This is a genomic window from Streptomyces rubellus, assembly GCF_036323805.1.
Classification (GTDB): domain Bacteria; phylum Actinomycetota; class Actinomycetes; order Streptomycetales; family Streptomycetaceae; genus Streptomyces.
The window spans coordinates 174,903-194,349 of sequence record NZ_JAZDCX010000008.1 but is presented as its reverse complement, the minus strand read 5'-3'; the positions used below and the strand labels follow the sequence as shown (position 1 = coordinate 194,349).

Genomic DNA, 19,447 nt, shown 5'->3' with positions numbered 1-19,447 from the left:
CTCGGCGGGGCAGGGGGTTTTCCGGCCGCTGGAGGAGATCCGCCCCTATACCCGGGAGGGCGAATCTCCCGAGGGCAGGCTGCGGCCGCCGCGGCCGGAGGAGCAGGCCGCCCTGGAGCGTGTCTTCCCGGTCCAGGACGGGCGGTTCCAGCAGTACCCGGATCCGCGGAGCGGTAGCTACTCCTTCGCCGGGCCGATCAGGGCGTTGAACCGGGTGAACGTCCGCAACAACTTCGCCACCGACATGGGCGCGGCGGAGTGGGTGCGCCTGGTCAACGCACAGCGCGAGACCCGGGGTACGGAAGGCCGCCTCGACAACTGCATGGACGTCGCGCGCAGCGTGCTGGCGTCCTGGTACGGCGTTCCCACCGTGGCGGCCGCCACGGCCCAGGGCATCGAGGGCAGTGGAGGAAGGCTGACCTCCCGGTGGCTGGACGCCGGCTGGCGGAACCTGGGCGGCAACTCGGACGCCGCGTGGGCCTCGGTGCACCACACGCTGCGGTCCCGCGGTCACGGCTCGGCGGCGGTGGTGACCTTCCAGCGTCCCAACGGCAACGTGCACGCGGTCGTGGGAGTCAACCACGGGGACCAGGTGCTGTGGATCGACGGCCAGTACGGTCGGGTGGGCGAGCGGCCCCTGTACGAGGGCGTCGACTTCCGCTCGATCGAACTCGACCCGCAGGGCCGTCCCATCGACCGCAGGCCGACACCCGAGGAGATCACCCAGCAGACCACCTGGGCCGCGCAGAGCCAGAACGACTCGGGCCGGCCGGGCACCCAGATGTGGGCGGACCGGAGAAGGGCGGCCCAGCGGCACCGGGGGTGGGACTTCGACGTGCGGCGGTTCTTCTCCCGCCGGAACTATGTCGACGTGACGGTGCGGGTGGCATTGCGTCCCGGGCCGGGGGTGACCGCGTCCCAGGTGGAGGCGGTCCTCGACCGGCTGCGGGAGCAGGTGGAGGTGCTGTTCAACGCGCCCCGGCACCGGCTGCGGCTGCCGGACGGGGAGCGGCTGCTGCATGTGACCGTGCAGCCGGTGGACGACAACGACCCGGAGGGGGCGCACTGGAACGCCGAGGTGACGCTCGGCGGGACGGTCTCGGCCCGGACCCTGCCGGTGAACGCCGCGCCGGTGGAGCTGGCGCTCCAGTTGGGGCGGCGGCTGGGGCTGCGGGACATCGCGGCGAACGGCGCGGACCGGTCGGACCGGCAGTCGTGGAACCGGCTGCGGCAGGACTACCTGGCCCAGCTCGCCGGAACGATCAACGAGGCGGTGGCGGCCTCCGGCGGCTCGGGCAACTCCCAGCGCAGGCCCTCCGACAACAGCGACGAGTTCTCGCTGTTCCCGCCCGCCTTCGCGCCGGGCCCGTCCTCGGCCCCCGGCACCCGGGCCCCGCGGATGGTGACCCCGGCCGCCGCTCCGATCCCCCTGGATGCCTGGTGGTCCCGCCGAGCCGAGGCCGCACCCGCCTCGCTGTACACCGAGAGCTACGACCCGGCCCGCCGTCCGGACGCCCCGCGGCCGGACGGCCGCCGCGGACTGCTGTCCGGCCGCCAGAGTCTGATACGCGCCCGCATCCGCCGGATCCAGGCGGCGGACGGCCGGTGGGTGCGGGACCTGGAGATCGCCCTGCCGGTCCGGCCGGGCGAGGGTTTCACCGCGGAGGAGCTGCCCGCCTTCGAGGCCGAGGTGAACGCGCTGCTGAACCAGCGGGTCAACACCGGCTTCACCCTGCCGGCCTCCGGCGACCAACTGCACATGAGTGTCCGGCTGATCCACGCGCCCCACCACCGGCAGGCGGTGGAGATCTCCCGCACCGAGCGGCCCGGGCGTTCGGACCAACTGCACTTCCGGCTGCACACCGCTCCCGCCGACGGCGATGCCGACGCCGGCCCGCGGGCGGCGAACCGGCTGCTCGACGACAACACGGTCCTGCACGAACTGTTCCAGTACAGCGGCGTGCCGGACCGCTACTTCGACCCCGAGTCGCTGTACCGCAACCGCCCCGACAAGGCGTTCACCACCGGGGTGATGGCCGATCTGACCACCCCGGCCGACGGCCGGCTGCCCGCCGACTACCTGGCGGCGATCGAGAACGCCACCGACTCCGGCCCGGTGGTCCACGACCTGCCCCTGCCCGTCCCCGGTGACACCGTCCCGGCCGAGAAGTGGTCGCGGGAGCGGGCGCTGACGGTCTCCGCCCGCAAGGCCGGCCCGGTGACGGCACCGGCGCAGGACTCGCCGGTACCGGGCCCGTCGGTCCGGACCCCGTGGATCTACCTCTCCGAGCACGGTTCCGACCTCCCGCCGGTACCGCTCCACGCCGGGTCCGGCCCCGCCCCGGAGAAGCCCCGGTGGCACCTGCCGGCCTACCTGGAATCGATGAAGGCCGCCGGCACGACGACCTTCCACGACCTGACGGGCACCGACTGGATCGGGACGCAGATCGGGACGAGCACCGGGGGCGGTTCCCCGCAGGAGATCCTCACCGCTCTGAAGAAGACCCCCGAGACCTTCCTGAACCACGGCCGCTCCTTCCAGGTCAAGGGCCGCGACGGCTGGTACGACGTCACCGTGGCGATGAACCGCCACCCCGACGAACCGCGCCCGCTGATCACCGTGCTGGGCACGTCCTCCGCCCCGGCGGGCACCACCGCGGGCACCAAGGCGGAGGCGCACACGGCCGCCGTCGAGCGCACTTCCCTCGCGGTGACCGGTCGGGCCACCCAGGTCACCCGCGGCTGGGTACTGAGCGGCAACGGCTACTTCCTGGTCCCCATCCCCGACATCCCCGTCCCCGCCCTGGCGGGAGCGGCCCTCAACGTCAACTTCTCCCTCAGGCGGCACGTCACCACCCGCGCCGAGCAGCACACCAGCGGGCAGGTGCAGGTCCTGATCAGCGAGGACGGGACGGTGGAGGTCCCGCGCCGGGTGCAGTGGAACCTGCGGATCCAGAAGGCCGGGGTGCCGAACGCCAGGTCACTGAAGGGTGACGGACACGCGATCGCCAAGGTGCCGCTGGAGGAACTGGTACCCGAGAAGGAGCCGAGCAGGCTGGGACCGACCAGGCGGATCGACGCGGTCACCGCGCGGCGCATCGCCCTCGCGCCCAGCCTGCTGCCGCTGTGGGCCGACCCCGGAGCGCCCTACTCCGGCGGCAGAGGGGTGTTCGACGCCATCACGGCCCAGCTCCACCCCGCACTGGTCGGACCCGGCACGCGCGGCCGGTCGGACGCACACAGCGCGTCGAGGATCGACGTCTTCACCCGGGACCTGCCGCGGATGCTCACCGGCTGGACCCTCTCCGAGGACCTGGCCAGTTCCTGGGGCAAGAACACCGGCGGCTACCGCATCCGGGCGGCGGTCACGGAGATGACCCCGGTGATCCGCCGCCCCGGTACCGACAAGCAGAGCCTGGAAACCGGCTCACCCTCCTTCCCGACACTGGTCTCCCTGCAACTGGCGGCACGCAAGCACGCGGTCCAGGACGACGACGCCTACGGCGGGTCGGTCGAGCTGGGGCCGGGGGCCGGATTCGTCCTGCCGCCGGCCGGTCCCCGCGTCCGGTTCTTCCTCCAGCCGGGCCTGTCCCTCGCCCGGTCCCGCCGGTCGGTTCTGTCCCAGGAGGGAATGACGCTCCAGGGCGCGGCGATCGGCGGGGACCGGGTGCTGTACCTGGCACGGCTGCGGGTGGAGGTGGAGGGCACCGGCCCCACCTCCCCCCGGGTGCGGCGCGGACCGTCGGTGGTCCACGTCCGCGCGTGGCTGTACCTGCGCGCGCAGGAGGCGGCCGACCTGGGGCTGCCGCTGCCGCCGGGAATGGAGCCGAAACCGCTGTTCACCCACCCGGGCTTCGAACGGTGGCTGGCCGTGGGCCCCGCGGCCACCAGCACGGTGTGGTCCGGACTGGACACCGCGCCGCTGCTGGACCGTCTCATGCGGCTGTTCGCCGACGACGCGCGGCTCAAGGGGTTCCTCCCCGGCTTCGGCCGGCGCGACGAGGTCCCGGTGTGGCGCTCCTCCGAGAACGAGGGGAGGCGGATGCGCTCCAACCAGCGCGAGCTGGACAACAAGCTCTCCCCGGCGTACCTGTACAACCACCGCAAGGCGCTGCTGGGCGGCGGGGTCCACGTCCATCTGGTGCGCAAGGGCCCGCTCAGCACCGACCACGCCGTCGTGCGGGTGCGGGCCCGGCAGGAGGGCCCGAGCCGCTACCTGGGCGACGTGGACTCCTGGCAGCTGCTGTACGGGCCGGAGCTGACCAGCGAACTGCTGGCGGGGGACAACAGGCGGCGCGGCTTCTCGCTGCGGTTCCGGCTCAACAGCACGCTCGTCCCCGGCCACCTGTACCTCAACGGCACGTTCGGCGGCGCCTACTCCGGTGTCCGCGACGGGCAGGGCGGCACACTGCTCGGTACCGCCACCGGTTCCCTCACCGAGGGACAGGCTCCCGTCAGCGGGTTCGACACCGTGCTGAACCTGGAAGTCGACGTCACCCTGGTGAGCCGGCCCCGCGACTGGCGACGGGTGGCCACCCCCGGCTGGCCGGGCCGCCAGACCCCGGAGACGCGGCTCATCGCCAGCACTGGAGCCCTCTCCGACCGGAGTACGGCCGCCCTGAGCGTTCCCCCCGCCCCGGTACGGCTGACCTCGCCCACCTCGATGACCCGCTCCGGGCCGCAGCGGCCCGGGGACGCCCACCCGCCCGCCGCCGGGCGGCTTCCGTCGGCCGCACCCATCCCCGTACCCCCGCTGCGCGGTCTGAGCGACATGTACGAGACTGGGTGGGCGCCGCCGCGGCCGGGGGAGCGCAGGATCACCCAGTGGCTGCTGCTGGAGGACCCCGGGGTGGCCCGGTTCCTGTACGAGAGAGCACTTGAGCTGCTGGTCAGGGCCTCGGGCGGCGACGGAGCGCTGGGCACGCCGGGGCTGGAACCGGCGCGGAAGATCGAGGAGGTCTTCGGCCCGGACGCGATCGACGAGGGATTCGAGATCGCCGCCCACCATGTGTGGCTGGCGGACAACCTCCACTTCGACCGGCGTGTCTCCGATCTGCTGGGCGCGGTGGGAGTGCGCCTGCACGCGGTACGGCCCCGCATCCGCCATGTGGCCGGCGGCCCCCCGACCGACGAGGTGGCCATCGGCGGCCATCAGGCGGTCGGCAACCGGATGAGGGGCCCGTCGGCCTCGGCGGAGCTCTTCCTCGGCGGGGCAGGCTCTCTGGCGAAACTGGTGTGGCAGCTCGGCGGGACGGGCTACAACCGCACCTGGAGCTGGGCACGGGAGTTCTCCTCGGGTGTCTCGGCGAAGGTGAAGTACTCCACCTCCACCGAGCCCGGCGAGCGGATGGTGCTCGTACAGGCCGATCTGGACGTGCTGATGGCGGCGGAGGTCTCCGTCCGCGGCAGGACCCCGAAGCTGGAGACCTACGGCGGGAAGCTGCCCGGTGTGGTGTCGGTGTGGCTCTCCGAGACCCAGGTGCGCGAACTGGGCATGGCGGAGGAACTTGAGGAGTTCCTGGCCCGGCCCAGCCTGGAGACTTCCTCGTCCTTGCCGCCCGCGCCGCCCCTGCCGTCCACCGTCTCCACCGAACCGGCCGACTCCTCCGGGACGCCCGCGGAGGAGACCGACGGCGGTCCCGCGGAGACACCCGCCGACGAGACCACCGACGTCCCCGCCGGTCCGTCCGTCACCGCACCGGTCGACAAGGCCGCCGGCCTGCGCCTGGAGAACAACGGCGCGGTGATCTTCGCGGCGCTGGAGAAGACTCCCGATCTCAGCAGGCTGCTGCCCGCCCTGCGCACCGAACTGGCCCGGCTGCGCGGGCAGAAGTTCGCCGACCGCGTTCTGCCGCGTCACCTGGTGGCCGACCGGCACCGCAACACCCAGCGCCTGATGGCGGTCCTGAGCCGGGTCGGCTTCCGGGGACTGCAGGCCGGTGTGGCGGACGGCGGAGTGAAGGTGACGCTGTACGAACCGGACGGCAAGGTCGCCTACGTGGCCCGCCTCACCGGCCGGCGCGGCCCCGGCGTCTTCCACGGCCGCCCCACCGACCGCAAGTCCCTGATCTTCGCCGCCGAGGTCGGTACGGAGCGGTCCCGGGGCACGGTGCGCTCGGTGACCGACACCGCCAACGCGGCGGTCTTCGGTATCGGCGACGTCGCCGGCGACAAGGGGGGCACGATCCCCTACACCGCCGCGCTGCCGGTCGGCTCGACCGCCGCCAACGCACGCGTCGACTCCGTCAAGTACGGCTTCAAGAAGAAGCTGACCGCGTCGGCCGACGTTCCGGCGCTGTACATGCGCTCCTCCTTCACCGCGTCCCTGGAGCTGTTCAAGCCGGGCCAGGACGAGGACGGCGACCCGACCGCGGTCGTCCCACTGCCCGCGCCCGCGGAGGGCGAGGACGACCGCCGGTTGGTCCAGAGGATGCTGGAGTCCGACGTACGGGCGCTGGCCAGGATGCGGCCCGCCAGGGCACTGCCCGCCCCGGACTGGCAGTCCGCGGCCCGCACCCCGTCCCTCGCGCGGTGGCGGGGGAACGGTGCCCCGGTGCCGCCCGAGTCGCACGTCTTCTCCTTCGCGGGCACCCCCCAGGTCCAAGCCGGGCTGCGCCGGCTGCTGGCCGGGCTGAAGGCGTCGAAGGACTTCCACATGACCGGCACCGTGCCGTCGCTGACGGTGGACGACGCGCTGGCGACCGAGTGGATCACCAGCATGCTGCCGACGCTCGCCGCCGTGGGCGGCTCCCTGCCGGACCATCTCGTCTCCGGTCTGCCGAAGGGCAAGAAGCTCAGGCTCCAGGCCAACGCCCGCTTCACCAACGGGGAGATCCTGGGGGTGGGGGAGTCCATGACGTTCGAGTACACCCCCGGCGTCACCTCCGGCCACCCCCGGACGTCCGAGGAGACGGCCGCCACCGTCAACGCCGCGGTCGAGTCCGGCGGCTCGCCGCCGGCCGGCGGCGGCTGGCTGAACCCCGCCCCCAGCGCCGTACAGCAGCACATCGGCACCGGGAACCGCGCGCTGGCCCGCACGACGGTCTCCGAGTCCGCCCGGGTCTCCGGTGAACTGCCGATCACGGTGATCACCGAGGAGTCGGTGCTGGTGCAGTTCGACGTGGACCTGCGCCTGGAGACCGAACTCGAGGACTCCGCTGCCGACTCCTCCCGGATCCAGGAGGTCTCCGACGAGGACACCGCCACGAGCCGTCCCGCCGACGGCAAGTCGGCCACCACCTCGATCGGCAGCATCGAGATCCCGCTGCACGTCCCCATGGCGCTGCGCATGGCGCGCTCCTCCGCCGAACGACTGCTGGCGGACGGCCACATCGACGACCCCGGCCTCCATCTGGCCCCCCTGCTCGGCGAGACGGGCGCCGTGCTGGCCGCCACCGACGAGGAACTGTCCTTCGAACCCGGCCAGGCGCCCGAGCCGGCCGCAGAGGAGCTCCCCGCCCCCGTCGTGCCCGTCCTGCTGCCGCCGGGGTTCAACGACGCCGACGCGCGGCTGCTGCGGGCCTTCGACGCCGGGGACGCCTCCACCGCTCCCGCCGAGGGCGGCCCGGACCCGATGGCGGAGGCGATAGAGCAGGCCGTCGAGGACGGACTGGCCGACGGCTCCTTCACCTTCCCCACGCTGCTGACGCGGGACGCGGAGTTCGACGGGCTGGTGGCCGAGGGGATCAGCGCGCTCGCGGAGAGCCTCGACGGCGGGGAGTGGCTGGGAGAGATCCGGGAGGCGCTGCTGGACCGGGCCACGGACCTGACCGGAGACGTGCACGGCCGGATCACCGAGGCACTGGGCGCGGAGGAGACGACGGAGCCCGGCGGCGAGGGCTTCCAGGACCGGCAGCGGGACGAGGAGCGGCACGACCAGCCCCAGGAGAACGACCAGATCCAGGACCAGCCCCAGAACCAGGAGGAACCGCCGCGGGAGGACCCGCCCGAGGCACCCTGGTACCTGGAGCACGGCGCGCTCGGCCACGCCTTCACACAGCGCGCCGACATGCCCTCCTGGGTCCTGGCACCGCGGGCCGTGGCCGAGGACTGGGCCGACGCCGTCCTCGACGGCCTGCGTGCCCACGCCGCTCCGGGCGACGAGGCACTGTACGCGCCACTGCGGACCGCGCTGGTCGACCTGCTGCTCACCACCGACCCCAAGCAGTGGAACGAACTGCTGGCCAAGGGCCGGATGTTGGTCGCGGACGGCCGCCTGGTGTGGCTGCGCCCCCAGGTGCGCGACCCGCGTCCGCAGGCCAGGAAGGCCCCCGGGGCGGTGCGCGACTACTCGGTGGGCTTCGCGGCGACGGCCACCGGCGGGGAGAGGTCGCGGGACGTCGCGCACGGCTTCGAGTCGGCCCTGACGACCGCCATCAACACCGCCTCCAGGGCGGCCTCCGTGCTCCTGCTGGGCCTGCCCAGCATCAGCGCGCAGGTGTCCCGCAAGAAGGTCCGCAAGTGGAAGCGCGACGTGGTCTCCGGCCGCAAGCTGTTCATCAGCGACACCACGGGCTTCGACGCCGGCGTGGAGGTGCGGGTCTTCGTCGACGGCCAGGAGCGCCGCCACGGCGTGGTCACCCCCCGCGAGCTGGGCGTCGGACTGCCCGCCGACTACTCCGTCCCCGGCGCCCCGCGCCCGGACGACAACGTCCCCGAACCCCCTGCCGCACCGCGGCGGGAGGGGGACGCCGAGGGGCCCTTCCAGACGCCCACACGGGCGAAGATCACCCTCAACGCCCTTGAGGTGACGGACATCGTCGCCCAGTTGCAGGGCGCCCTGCGCGCGGCGGGCCTGAGCGCCGACGCCGCCCTGAAGGCCACGGCGCAGGCGCAGGCCACGATCAACGAGCGGTCCCTGCTCAACCGCAGCCGCTGGCTGCTCACCAGCGGCGACCTGACCAACCCCGTCCACATCGCGACCGTGGCGGCCAAGTCCTTCCGCGGCCACTTCCACATCCACGCCCAGATCGAGTCCGTCCAGTACCTGGGAACGACCGAGGGCGTGGGTATCCGCGACGACATGGGCGGCGGCCTGTCGTCGGAGCAGAAGAAGGACGGCGGCACCAAGGCCGGTGCGGCCTTCCTGGCCAACCTCCTGGGCGGCACCAAGGACGGCGACATCGCCGACGGCTTCTTCCCCGCCTTCGGGCCCAAGGCCACCTCCGAGCGCTCCGACGGTCACTCCCTCAACACCCAGGGGCAGTTGCACACCGTTCTGAACACCAAGGCCGATCAGGCCCGCTACCGCAGTCGGCTGCGTCTGACGGTGACCACCAGCTCCACCAGCCACACCGTCGCCCCGGCCACCGGCTCCGTCACCGGCGAGCTCGGCATGCCGCTGCGGGAGGCGGGCGACTTCGAACACCGCCTGCTGGGCGCGGTGGTCACCCCCGCCCTGCTGCACCTGCGCGGTCAGCTCCCGCCCGGTCCGGTGGCCGCCCAGCCGTGGGTCCGCGCGCTGCTGCGGGCCTCGGACACGGCCCCGGTCCGTACCACCACCCGTCCCCCGCGCCTGGACCTCCCCCTGCCGCCTCCGCACCCCCGCGAGCCCCTGGCGCTGGCCACCCGGAAGGGACAGGGCCTGGGCATGCTCAGCAATCTGCCCGGTTCGGAGCTGGTCCTCGAACAACTGCGCTGGGCGATCCGGAACGACCTCGGGGACAAGGCCGGCAAGGCCGACTGGACGGTGGCCGACAAGGACCTGCTGACGTTCTTCGGCACCCCGGCGCTGGAGTCCGACCTGCCGACCCTGCTCCACGGCATCGCGCACACCGTCACCGTCGGCGGACGCACCTACCGGGCCGGAGTCCGCGGGCACCTGCAGGAACGGCTGGAGGACGCCTCCTCCACCTACCCGCGCACGGTCAACGCCCGGGCGGCCTCGGCCCGCAAGGCCGCCGGCCACCTCAAGCGCAAGTGGGCCTGGGAGGTCGGTTTCGGCGGCGGGGCGCGGCTGTCGATCCGCGACTGGTTCCGCGTCCAGCTCGGAATGTTCCGCCTGATCGGCAGCGGCGGGAAGGACGTCAGCCACGAGCTGTCCGGCAGCGTCAAGAGCTACCGTCGCACCGAGACCACCAAGGACGTCGACGAGCACGGCTACAACATCGTCTACGAGCTGTTCCTCCACCCCGACCCGGACAACTCAGACAGCACCCCCACCACCTGGTGGATCGACCGGCCCGGGGAGAACATCACCCTGGTCGACGTCCCCCACCAGCACGTGCCCGCCAGGCCTCTGACCGCGGCCCAGCTCCGTGCCGCCGGGCAGTGGGCCGTCAGCAGCATCGTGCCCGGGGCCGACGCGCCGCAGGTGGCCTTCGAGCAGGGCGGCACCTCGGGCGTCTACCCGGCCTTCTTCACCATGCCGCAACTGGCGACCCTGGCGGCCTTCCTGCACGCCCGGATCAACGGCATGCCGGAGGAGGAGGCCAGGAAGTGGTCCGAGGACTGGAAGAACTGGCCCGACGACATCCGCAACGACACCACGCCCACCGAACTGGCCAACCAGTTCGGCGCCCTGGTCGGCGCCGCGGGCTGGGTGATCGACCTGCCCGACCGCGACGGGCACAAGCAGGCCGTCCGGTTGCGGCTGCGAGCCCTGAACCCCACCGACCTGGGGCTGACGCCCGCCGAGGACGGCACGGAGATCGAGCACTACCTGCAGGCGGCCGACCACCACCAGCTGGGCGTGGAGTACAACGAGGGCCTGGAGTTCGCCGGTTCGGCCGGTCCGCAGTTCCTCCTGGGAAGCGACGCCGCCCAGGAACAGGACGAGGGCGACGAGGAAGGCCACGGCGCACCGGCGCGGGAGGAGAAGGGCAAGGGACCCGGCGGCCGCTTCATCCTCGCCTTCCTCTTCGGACGCCAGCACAAGTGGGGTCAGAGCAGCAAGCAGAAGTCCGGCAACATCACCATCACCCGGGCCACCTACGGCGGTGTCACCCACACCGTGCGCACCACCCCGGTCTTCGAGGTCACCGCCATGCGGTGGATGGGGGACACCTGGAAGGAGACCACCCGCCACCTGGCGGTGCGCGACGCCCTGGACCTGCTGGTGCCCGAGCGCCGCATGGAGGACCTCATGCCCGGCGCCGCGCCCGCCCCGCGGGAGCGGTCGGAACCCCGCACCGTGGCCTATCCGGCCATGCTCCCCGGCATCGCCCACCCCGAGCTGCTCAAGGCCGACGACGTCCTGCCCGCGATCCTGTCCCTGCTGCGCGCCCGCGGCGTCCTGCGCAAGGAAGGGGACGGCGGGAACCGACCGAACCTGCTGATGCGCACGCTGGCCGACACCTACTCCTCCGAGCGGATGGAAGCCCGGCACTCCTCCCTGATCACCTCCGGGATACGGCGCTGGATACCCCTCCCCGGCCTGTTCGGCGCCACCCGCTACCTGTGGATCAAGGTCACCGCCGTCCCCCAGCCCGCCACCGACGACCGGCCGCGTCCCGACGTCACGTTGACCCTGCGCAGTGAGGGAATCACCGAGGAGGAGACCGAGGACTCCGTCACCGACCGCCTCCACGGCGGCTTCCACTTCAGCACCCGCGGCGGCGTCGGCGGTGAGCACGGCGGTGCCGAGTTCGGCGCCGGCTACGAGTCCAAGACCTCCCGGGGCCAGGGGGAGGCCCGCGAGATCAAGGACATCTACCGCACCGCGCCCAAGGACACCGCCCACGAGTTCACCCACCCGATGGTGTTCCGCATCGAGATGGGAATGAGCACCCGGCCGCCCGCGATCGTCGAACTGCCCGTACGCGGAGCCAAGTGGGCCTTGTTCACCCTCGGGCGGAAGCTGGGCACCAACACCCTGCACCGGCTGTGGGAGACCCACCGCCCCTGGACGTGGCACGAGGACAGCGCCGCTGGCGGCTCCCCGGTGACGGGAACGGCACGGCTGCTGGTGCCCCAGCACCTGACCGTCCCGGCCGGAACCGGAGCCGGGACCGTGACCGACGCGGAGGTCGAGAGCGTCGCGGCCCACCTGCCTGCCTCCCCCGGCACCAACCCGCGCTGGGAGCGCACCACCAAGGCCAACCGCCACGCCCCGGCCCCCATGACCGGCACCCCGCCGCGGGAACTGGTCGACAACCTTCACCCCTGGGCGGTCCCGGCCGCCGCGGCCGTCCAGCGCTGGGCCCCGCTGGCCGTCCGCCGCTATGCCAAGGACAAGGCCCCGGACCTCACCGGCGGTCGGCCTCCGCGCACGGCCGGCCTGCTGAACGACCTGACGAGGCCGACGTTCGAGCACTACACCGACGAGGGCATGCTGAAGGCGAACATCGCTCCGCTGCTGCTCGGCGCCTACCCGGTCCCGGTGGGAGACGACACCGTCCTGGTGGGCCTTGAGCTGACCGCCGCCCACCCGCTGCTGCCCGAGGCCGTGGCCAGGTTCAAGGCCCGCCGCTACCAGCAGGACGACCAGGCCCCGAGCAGCAGCCGCGAGAAGGCCTCGGGCTGGTCACTGGCCTTCGGCCCCGAAGGCGGCGACTCCCACGACAACGGCCACCTCATCGAGCGGAACCCGATCGAGCTCATCGCGTTCGAGGACGGCGAGAAGCACGAATACAAGGTCGCCGAGACCGACGAGAGCAACAAGGAGGGGACCCGCCACTTCCGCCACTTCGCCTTCGACGCGCGGCTGGTCCTCCACGGCCCCGGCGGGACCGTCCGGCTGGACGTGGACCACGCCCTGTTCGGGAAACTGCCGCTGGCCGAGGACGGCAGGACCCTCGACGGCGGGCTGCAGGACGCGCTCCAGCCCCTGCTGGACGCCGCTCGTGCCACCACTTCCTCCCCCATGCCCACGATCGAGGAGGTCGACGAGACCGACGGAACCGGGGAGCCGGCGGAGACGACCGTCGGGCAGGCCGGACCGTCCGCTGTCTCCCCGCCCCAGAGCGAGTCGGCGCCGGTCTTTCCGGAGTCGGGGGTGTGGAACAGTCCCGGCACCGGCAGTGATGCCCACTCCTACGACGGCAGTGACGCCGACAGCGACAGCGAGACGTCGTCGGTGGCACCCGACACCGACTGGACAGAGCTGCTGAACTACGCCTTGGGCGTTCAGCCGGATGACGCGGGCTTCGACGCCTTCGCCGCCGGATTCGACGTTCTGGATGCGGCGCGGGCCGCGGACGGTGAGCTCTCCGGCCGTCCGCTGGATTTCGATGTGCTGGGGGAGATGGCTCGCAGGGTGCTCCACCTGTCCGGTGGACAGAAGCTCACCCGCGACCATCTGTGGAAGCTCTACGACGTCGCGGTCCAGGCTGCGGAGGCCGGCCGGGCGGGGAGTGTGGCGGCGCTGGCGGCGTTCCATCTCGACCGTTACCTCGGGGTGCTTTCGGGACCGGATGGTGTGGACACCCCAGCCGGACGGCTCCCGGGGCGCAACTGGCTCGGCCCGGCGTACGGTTCCCTGGACCTGGACCAGGTCGGTGTCCTCGATGGCAACACGCTGAGGCTGGAGGGTGCCAAGTGGGCCGGTGAGCGTCCGTATGTGCTGCTGGCGAACGGGGACCACCGGACCGTCACCGTGACCGGTCCCAGTGGCGTGTACCGGGTGGGGGCGGAGGAGCTGGCGGAGCTGCTCCGGCACGACCCGGCGATGCCGCCGGATGGTCCGGTGGTGTTCCTGGTTGGCCGCGCGGGGGCGCGGGGTCTGGAGTTGCCCCGGCTGGTGGCCGACCGGCTGGGCGGTACGAACCGCACGGTGTGGACCACCGACGGCGACATCGCTTTCAATCGTGCCCCGGGCAGGAGCGCCCTCCGTCCACTGCTGCACCGTCACAGCTCCGAGAAGGAGAAGGTCCCGGTAGGCAAGTGGATTCCCAGCAGGCCCGGTTATGTCCTTCCGCCGGGCACGGCACCGGGGTCCTTCACCACGGTGGACGGCCAGGTGTACCCGGACAGCCGGCTGATGCGGTACACGCTGCTCACCGAGGACGGCACGGATATCCACGGCTGGGCCAGCCACAGCGCCGAAGACATGGCCAAGAGGGAGAAGGGCTACTCCTACCTGTCTTCTGTGCGGCACTGGCGCCGGTACTACGAGCACCGGAAGGCCCTTGGTCCTCTCCATGATCTGGAGAGCCCGGAGATCGGGTACTCGGTGGCCGGCCACGGCAGCACGACGGACGTCGTGTTGTGCCTGGACGACGGCACCAAGGTGCTGGTGGATCACGGGGAGCTGGGCGGGATCATGCGGCGCAGGCCCAGTTTCCGGAAGCTGCGGGCGGGCCAGGCCGTGCAGGTGCAATTCTGCCAGGCGGGCGGGCTGGCAGCGGGCGGTGACCCGCTGGTCGTACCCCGCAACGGCCAGAAGACGGCCAACGCCACCGGAGAGGTGATACGCGCCACGCCCGCATCGGTCGGTCTCAAAGAACCGTACCGCGGGGATCCGGCGGTGCTGTGGCTGTGGAGCTACAGCGATGTCCCCGAGGCGGTTCCGCGGGTGTTCCACCCGGAGCCGTTCGGGGAGAGGCTGCTGGAACTGGCGGACCAGTACCTGGGGTTGGGCCACTTGCCGCCGGCGGAGCGGCAGGAGCGGGTTCTGCGCATGGTGCGCGCCGTCAGCGAGGTCTTCGGTGTCCGTGCCGAGTCCGAGCCGCGGTTGCTGGATGCGTTCGGCAGGCTGGAGCGGATGCGGCTGGCCGATCCGGCCTACGCCGGTGACCGAAGCGGTCCGCTGACCTGGGCGCTGCTGGTGGAGATCGCCGGGCAGTACGAGTCCCGGCAGGGGCACGGTCCGGGGAGCCGGTCCGAGCTGGTGGTGGTGCGTGAGCTGCTGGGCAAGGCGCTGGACTCGCGGGCCGATGCTCCGGGGCTGACGCTCACCCAGTTCATTGAGCAGTCCGCGGCTCTTGCCGGGCCCGCCGATCCGCTGCCCGCCGCCCTGGACCCGGCTGCCTGGGACGACGGCCCGCTGCCGGGCGGGCGGAGTGCTCAGCCTCCGTCTGCCCAGCCTTCGGGGGAGGAGCGGGCCGGGCAGTCCGGCCCGTCCGGTACGTCCCGGGAGGAGAGCGAACCGGCGCGGGTCTTCCCGGAGTCGGGGGCGTGGAACAGCCCTGCCGGTGATGCGGGAGAAGGCGGAGCACCGGCGGATTCCGGGCCCGCCGACGTCCGTTCGGAACAGATCCGGGAGGCTGCCGCACCGGAAACCCCGGATTCGCCGTGGATCCAGGACAAGGAACTTCCTGCGCTGAGCATCCTCAAGAGGCCGACGACATTCAAGCTGAGTGACGTAGAGTTTGATGTGATGACCGACGGCGATGGAAAGTCCATCGGCGTTTACTTCCCCAGTAAGCCGCGCGACACGTGGATGGTTGAGTGGTGGAGTCGGCGGACCACCGAACGGCCTGTGGTGGCTTACCAGGTGTTGAGTCCGCCCTCCTACCCCAAGCTTCACTGGCGTGAGGGCGGCCTCGGTGAGATTCCGGTGTTCGTCTTCCTGCATGCGGACCCCGAGACTTTCAGGATAAAAACCAAAAGCGGGCGGAGTCTCCGAGTGGACGGGGAAACTCTGGCCGAGATGTGCCTCAGCAACCGGCATTTCCTGAGGATCCTGGAAGAGAATCCTGATTCCTTGGTGGCGCTACTGGCCTGTGAATCAGGAAAGGAGAGCAGGCCCGGCGGAGGCGGGCACGACTTCGGTGCAAGACTGAAGAGACAAGGTCACCCCAGGGATGTCCACGCCCCGACCGAAACGATAAACATCGTTCCGCACTTCGCGGGCATCAACGTCGACAACGGTGGCCGATTCGTCAAGGTCGCAGAGAGGGAATCCGCCGACGACACCTCCCGGACAAACTCCCACATGAGGGATGTCCACGGATCTGTGAGCACAGCGGATGCCAGGAACACACCGGAGGCGAACCCCCTTGATACGGAAGTCCCGTCCGGCATTCCGCCGAGCCAGAGTGAGCTGGTGCCGGTCTTTCCGGGGTCGGAGGCGGCGTCGAACAGTCCTGCCGGTGAAGTGGAAGAGGGCGGGGAGGCGGCCGCGCTGCTGGCTTCCTTGACGGAAGGTGACCTCGGGAACCGTCGGCTCACCGACGCGGCCTGGAGTGCCATGCGGGAGCCGCTGCGGCTGTACTACTCGAATACCGGCAACGTGACCGAGGACCGTTTCGCGGAGATGGAGGACGCCCACCGCAGATGGATCAGCGGCATGCTGTGGTACCTGAGCAACCCCGGCCGGGGCTGGCGCGACATACCCGCGGCGTACGGGAGCGGCGCGATCATCCGCGAGACCATGGGGAACTGGGTCAGGAACGGTGTCTGGGCGGAGATGCTGGCTGCTGCGGGGGTGGACCGGGCCGCGGCTCAGGGCGCCGGGCTGCTGCGGGTGAACACGCGGGCCCGTGGCGTCGGCGGTGTGGAGGAGCCTTTGGTCCCGCTGCTGGACGGTGAGGGACGTCTGAAGGAGGCCGCCTGGCGGGCGATGGAGCTCTATCTGCTGGCTCGCGAGGTCCGGGCCTCCCCACGTGGGGAGCTCAACGCGCTGGTTCACCACCTCGCCACCGGAGTACCGGTCGCGGAGGCGGGGCCGAGGTACAGGGTGGACCCCCGCACCGTCTCCCACCTGGGTGTGCGGCTGGGCGAGCCGGGGATCGAGATCGTCAAGGAGTGGATCGGCGGGCGCCGGGAGAGCATCGGTCCGGACGGGGACTGGCGGCCCCTGTCGGAATCGGAGATTGGAGAACTGGCCCCCCTGCTGCTCGACGCCGAGCAGACTGAAAAAGTCCGGGCGCTGCGTGACGTGGTCGGTGAACTCATCGCCTCCGGCGAGAGACCCGGATACACATCTGCCTCCCACGCCCCCCTTCGGGACGGGGGGCGGTATGACCTGTGGAACGGCCTGACGGCTGCCGCGTTGCGGGCGGTGTCCGCCGAGTCGCGGGAGGGGCCGGGTGGTGGCGGCGAGGGGGCCGGGCAGGAGTCTCCCGGTCTCACCGTCCGTTCCTGGCTGCGGCTGAGGACGTGGCTGCAGGCGCGGGGCGAGCACGCGGACCTGGATGTCTTCCATGTGCTGGATTCCCTGGTGGGATACGGCAAGAGTCCTGAGACACGGCCGCGGGACCTCTCGGCCCTCCCCGACCAGACCCTGGAACACCTCCGCCGCTGGAAGGACAACGGGACCTGGGAGGCCCTCAGGAAGCGCAAGGTCGGCAGCCATCTCGCGTGGCTCGACGAGCTCTCCACCAGGGGCCTGCCGGAGGAGCCGGGAGCGTCCGTGTCCGGTGCGGACGCTCTCGCGCCGGTGGACTTCTCCTTCCTGGAGAACGATCTGGGTCTCGAGGACTTCTCGATGGGCCTGAACTGGGCCGTTGAATTCCAGCAGGGCCCCGGTTCGTTCGGGCAGGACGACGGCGACATCGTCATGGAGGATCAGGAGGCCGCAGATACCGCGGCAGCGTCCATGCCTTCCGGCGACATCCCCCGGCAGGCGGCGCAGGAGGACGTCGACCCGTTCGTCCCGTTCGATCAGTTGGATTCGTTCGGCCAGTGGGAGTTCGGTGATGTCCCGGCCACCTGGGGGGAGGATGCCGGGATCGGTTTCCCGTGGGAGGGCATGGGAGAGAGTCAGGACCCGCTCGCCGGTGGTATGGGTGTCGGCGACTTCGGGTTCATGGGGCCGGATGGGCTTCCGCAACATGGGCTTGGTGGTGACGGAGCGGTCGACGGGACCGGCGTGCCGGGGAACGTGGACGAGTTCGATCAGTTCGACTTGGATGAACTGGACCGGACTTTGGCCGCCCTGGGGGAGGATGCCGGGATCGGTTCCCCGTGGGAGGGCATGGGAGAGGGCCAAGCCCCGTCCGACGTGCGGACCGCGGACACGGATGCCGCACCTCATGACGGAGAGATGGACCTCGATCCCCAGGACCGGCAGGAAACCAGCCCCCCGGCAGTGCCCGGCGCGCGGCCAGCTCTGCCCGACAACCCGGGTGGACGGCGCGGAAAGCTGTTCGAGCGGTTGCGCGGGAGCTTCGCGGGGCTTGATCTGGGCGCTGTGGTGGGGGAGGACGAGCAGATCACCGATGAGGTGTGGGCGGCGGTGGAGCCGGTTCTGCTGGCGCGCCGTAGGGCGAACAGGGCGAACACCTCGCGCGCTGACGAGGACAACAGACCTCTTGAGGACAGGAAGGTTCTCGGCGGACTGGTGTGGCTGGCCCGCCACGGTGGTCCCTCGACCGACATTCCCAACCGGTACGGCGCGAGCGAGGAGATCGAGAAGCGCTTCCGGAAATGGCAGAGGGAAAGGGTGTGGAGATGGCAGGAAGAAGGGGTGAGGAGATGGCAGGAGGCAGGGGTGTGGTCGGCGCTGGTGGAGGCCATGGAAGGTGCCGTCGGTGGTTCTTCGGGCCAGGGGGTCGCGGACATCGAGGAGGATGACGACGAGGCGTCGATCCACTCGGTGTACAGCTCGGATTCGGAAGACTCCCTCGATGAGGACTTCGCCAGTTCCTCCGACGGGGGATCGGTTCAGGATCTGGACATGGCGGATGGTCCGGCCGGGGCGCCGGCTTCCGTCGCCGTGCCTGCCGGTTCCTCCGGCCAGGAGGACGACGGGGAGACCGGCCTTCCGGCAGCGTCCGGTGCGCAGCCGGGCCCGCCCGACACGTCGCGGGGATCGTACGGAGGGCCGCTCGAGCGGTTGCGGGGGAGTCTCGACGGGCTTGATCTGGATGTTCTGGTGGGGGAGGACGAGCGGATCACCGATGGGGTGTGGGCGGCGGTGGAGCCGGTTCTGCTGGCGCGCCGTATGGCGAAGAGGAAGAACACCTCGCGCCTTAACGAGGACGACAGAATTCTCGGGGCGCAGAGGGAGGCCCTTGGCGGGCTGGTGTGGCTGGTCCGCAAGGGTGGTCGCTGGTCCAGCATTCCCGAGCGGTACGGCAAACACAACAGCATCCAGAAGAGCTTCCAGATATGGCAGGAGGAAGGGGTGTGGTCGGCGCTGGTGGAGGCCATGGCGGTTTCCTCTGGACAGGCGTCTTCCTCCGAGCAGAGAGAACGGGAACAGGGAGAGGGGGCGGCCGGACCGCTTCCTCGGGTCGGTACGGGCCGGGGCAAGTATGGAGGTCCGTTCGAGCGGTTGCGGGGGAGTCTCGACGGGCTTGATCTGGATGTTCTGGTGGGGGAGGACGAGCGGATCACCGATGGGGTGTGGGCGGCGGTGGAGCCGGTTCTGCTGGCGCACCGTAGGGCGAACAGGAAGAACGCCTCGCGCCTTGGTAAGGGCGACAAAATTCTCATAGCGGACAGAAAGGTTCTCGATGGGCTGGTATGGCTGGCCCGCAACGGCGGTGCCTGGACCAGCATCCCCGAGCAGTACGGCACGGCCAGGAACATCCGGGCGCGCTTCCAGGGATGGCAGGAGGCAGGGGTGTGGTCGGCGCTGGTGGAGGCCATGAAAGGTGTCGTCGGTGGTTCTTCGGGCTAG

General features: G+C 71.3%; 1 protein-coding gene (running past one end of the window). It reads left to right on the top strand.

The features are described 5' to 3' along the window. On the top strand, positions 1-19,447 hold the 3' portion of the coding sequence (locus V1L54_RS11970; RefSeq protein ID WP_330117921.1) for a lonely Cys domain-containing protein. It extends 13,919 nt beyond the left edge of the window; 19,447 of the gene's 33,366 nt are visible here — the last part of the coding sequence; its start codon lies off the left edge, out of view; its stop codon occupies positions 19,445-19,447.